The organism is Streptomyces humi (genome assembly GCF_001005085.2).
In the GTDB taxonomy this organism is placed as follows: Bacteria; Actinomycetota; Actinomycetes; order Streptomycetales; family Streptomycetaceae; genus Streptomyces; species Streptomyces humi.
The window spans coordinates 1-3,260 of sequence record NZ_LBMU02000165.1 but is presented as its reverse complement, the minus strand read 5'-3'; the positions used below and the strand labels follow the sequence as shown (position 1 = coordinate 3,260).

Here is a 3,260-nt window from a genome sequence, read left to right as displayed (position 1 = left end):
CGCCACCGGCAACCCGGACGTCAGGTTCCTGCACTGCCTGCCGGCCTTCCACGACCTCGGCACCGACGTCGGCCGCGAGATCCACGAGCGGCACGGCCTGACCGAGCTGGAGGTCACCGACGAGGTGTTCGAGTCCGAGTACTCGGTCGTCTTCGACGAGGCCGAGAACCGGATGCACACCATCAAGGCCGTCCTGGTCGCAACGCTCGCCTGACCCGGGACCGAACCTGGCCCGGGACCGAACCTGACCCGGCACCGAACCTGACCCCGTAGCGAAAAGGCCCTATTCTTTCCGGCGGTCCGGCGCCACCCCTGCCGAGACCGCCACCGTGTCCCCAAGAGGGACACCCGCACCACCAGAGAGAGCACCACCCGCATGCCCCGCATCAAGTCTCCGCACCTGCTGGTCGCCGAATCCGGCGCCGACCGCGCGGGCCACGGCCTCCGCCGCACCATGGGCCTCTTCCAGCTGATCTGCTTCGGCATCGGCGCGATCGTCGGCACCGGCATCTTCGTCGGCCTCTCCGACTCGGTCGCCCAGGCGGGCCCCGCCGTCGTCGTCTCCTTCGTCCTCGCCGCCGTCACCTGCGTCTTCACCGCCCTCTCCTTCGCCGAGCTGGGCGGCGCGATCCCGGTCTCCGGGTCGTCGTACTCCTTCGCCTACGCGGGTCTCGGCGAGACCACCGCCTTCCTGGTCGGCTGGTGCCTGCTCCTGGAGTACGGCATCTCGATCTCGGCCGTCGCCGTCGGCTGGAGCCAGTACGTCGACGAACTGCTGCACAGCCTCACCGGGCTCCAGCTCCCGCACGCGCTGGCCGCGGGCCCCGGCGACGGCGGGATCGTGAACCTCCCCGCGGTGATCGTGATCGCGATGGCCGCCGTCCTGCTGGTGCGGGGGGTGCGGGAGAGCGCCCGGGCCACCGCCGCGATGGCCGCCGTGAAACTCGCCGTCCTGCTCGCCTTCTGCGTGATCGGCTTCAGCGCCTTCAAGGACGGCAACCTCGTCCCGTTCTCGCCGGCCGGTCTCGGCGGCATCGGCGCGGGCACCACCGCCGCGTTCTTCTCGTACATCGGCTTCGACGCGATCACCACCGCCGGTGAGGAGGCCAAGAACCCGCGCCGGGACATCCCGGTCGCGATCCTCGTCTGCATGGGCGTGGTCACCCTGCTCTACTGCGCGGTCGCGCTCGCCGCGATCGGCGCCATCGGCGGCGAGCAGGTCGCCGGCCGCCCCGCCGCCCTCTCCTACGTCGTCAACGAGGTCACCGGGTCCACGATCGGCGGCGGGGTGATCGCCTTCGGCGCGGTCGTCGCCATCGCCTCCGTGGTCCTCGCCGTGATGTACGGCCAGACCCGCATCCTGATGTCCATGTCACGGGACGGCCTGATCCCGCGCGTCTTCGAGAAGGTCTCCCCGCGGACCGCCACCCCGGTGGCCGGCACCCTGATCGTCGCGGCCGTCTTCGCGCTGCCGGCGGCCTTCGCCTCGCTGGACGCGGTGATGAACCTGTGCACCATCGGCACTCTCGCGATCATGGCCGTGGTGAACATCGCGGTGCTCGCCCTGCGCCGCCGCGAACCGGCGCTGGCCCGTACGTTCCGGGTGCCGCTCTACCCGGTCGTGCCCCTGCTGGGCGTCGGCTTCTGCCTGTATCTGATGTACGAGACCGGGTGGACGACCTGGATCCAGTTCGCCGTCTTCCTGGTCGTGGGCCTGCTGGTCTACCTCGGCTACGGGCGCCGGAAGTCCACGCTGGCCACGGCGGGGGCCGTCACGCCGGACGCCACTGACGCGGTACTACAGGAAGCCTGAACCACACCGCCTTGCCGGACTCGGTGGGGCGGTGCCCGCAGGACGAGCTCAGCGCGCGGATCAGCAGCAGGCCACGGCCGCCCTCCTGCATGGGGTCGGGCTCCTCGATCACCGGACGGGTGAGATGACCGGGCGGCGCCGGGTCCGGGTCGTGCACCTCGACCTTGCAGCCCCCCGGCAGCAGCTCCACGACCAGCTCTATCGGCCCCCTGCCCGCGGTGTGCTCCACCGCGTTGGCGACCAGTTCCGCCGTCAGCAGCTCGGCGGTGTCGGCGTCCGCCGCGTGCTCCGCCTCCTCCATCGCCGAACGCACCAGGGCACGGGCGACCGGCACGGCCGCGACGGTGTGCGGCAGCGCGATGCGCCAGGAGGCGGCGGAGGGGGAAGGCGGTTCGTACACGGCTGGTCCGTTCATGGCGCAGGCGATCACTGCTTGTCCTGCTTTCAACTGTAGGAATGGTACGGGTCCCGTCCCGGAGACCGTCGGTGCCCCCCGTACGGGACCTTCGTCCCGGTAACAGGGGGCTTACCCCGGCCGGGCGCCCCTCTCGCACGTCCCCCTGCTCTGTTACCGCGTTATTGACGTGCCGTGACCTTGTGACGCGCGCGGGTGCGAAAACGAAGGTGCCCCCGGCGATCGCCGGGGGCACCTCACACGCGGGAAGGTCAGCCGAGATCGACCATCCCCGCCGTCAGCGTCGCGCCGTCCGCCGGGTCGATCAGGATGAACGCGCCGGTGCGGCGGGAGACCGCGTAGGCGTCCAGCGGCAGCGGCTCCGCGCTGCGCAGGGTGATCCGCCCCAGGTCGTTCGCGGTCAGCTCACCGGCGCCCGCCAGGTCCCGGACGATCGCCTTGACGGTCCGGGTGGCGTGCTTGAGCAGCACCCGGTCACCGACCCGCAGCGGCCGGTCGGCCAGATGGCACACGGCCGCCGTGACGTCCTGGGTGAGCACGGGCCCCCGTGCCCCCGCGGTGATCATGTCGCCGCGTGAGACGTCCCGCTGGTCGGCCAGGCGCACCCCGATGGACTGCGGGGCGTGGGCCGCCTCGACCGCGGTGCCGAGCACGTCGATCGCCGTGATCTCGGAGGTCTCCCCGGACGGGTGCACGGTGACCCGGTCGCCGACCCGGAGCGCACCGGAGACCAGCTGGCCCGCGTAGTGCCGGACGTCACCGTGCCGGATGACGTACTGGACCGGGAAACGGGCCGGGGCGTCGGCCGCGTCCGCCGCGACCGGGACGTTCTCCAGGAGCTCCAGCAGGGCCGGGCCGCCGTACCAGTCCATGTGCGCGGAACGGTCGACCACGTTGTCGCCGGCCAGCGCGGAGACCGGGATCGCGGTGACCTCCGGGAGCCCCAGCTCGGCGGTCCGCGCGGTGAAGTCGGCGACGATCCGCTCGAACCCGGACCGCTCGTAGCCGACCAGGTCCATCTTGTTGACGGCG

The 3,260-nt window shown here is 71.8% G+C and carries 3 protein-coding genes and 1 pseudogene; 2 read left to right on the top strand and 2 right to left on the bottom strand.

Annotation, left to right across the window (positions count from 1 at the left end; translation table 11 throughout):
* Both AAW13_RS43585 and AAW13_RS43580 read left to right on the top strand, forming a co-directional pair.
* Window positions 1-214 (top strand): annotated as a pseudogene (locus tag AAW13_RS43585) (ornithine carbamoyltransferase); the annotation flags it as partial.
* 162 nt (window positions 215-376) lie between these two features.
* Window positions 377-1,813, top strand: coding sequence for an amino acid permease (locus AAW13_RS43580; RefSeq protein ID WP_046728584.1), 1,437 nt, complete (start codon window positions 377-379; stop codon window positions 1,811-1,813).
* On the opposite strand, the gene AAW13_RS43575 is transcribed toward AAW13_RS43580, so the two are convergent.
* Together AAW13_RS43575 and AAW13_RS43570 are read right to left on the bottom strand one after the other, a co-directional pair.
* Window positions 1,773-2,228 carry an ATP-binding protein gene (locus AAW13_RS43575; RefSeq protein WP_046728608.1) on the bottom strand — a complete coding sequence of 152 codons (456 nt, stop codon included), beginning with the start codon at window positions 2,226-2,228 and terminating at the stop codon, window positions 1,773-1,775. The two genes, AAW13_RS43580 and AAW13_RS43575, sit on opposite strands and share 41 nt — an antisense overlap.
* 251 nt (window positions 2,229-2,479) lie before the next feature.
* Window positions 2,480-3,260 (bottom strand): elongation factor 1-alpha C-terminal domain-related protein (locus AAW13_RS43570; protein WP_420855536.1); only part of this gene is annotated, 781 nt, incomplete at its 5' end.

Bases quoted from the DNA above. Each gene is read 5' to 3' on its own strand.
- AAW13_RS43580 (WP_046728584.1), top strand. From the start codon at position 377: ATGCCCCGCATCAAGTCTCCGCACCTGCTGGTCGCCGAATCCGGCGCC.
- AAW13_RS43575 (WP_046728608.1), bottom strand. From the start codon at position 2,228: ATGAACGGACCAGCCGTGTACGAACCGCCTTCCCCCTCCGCCGCCTCC.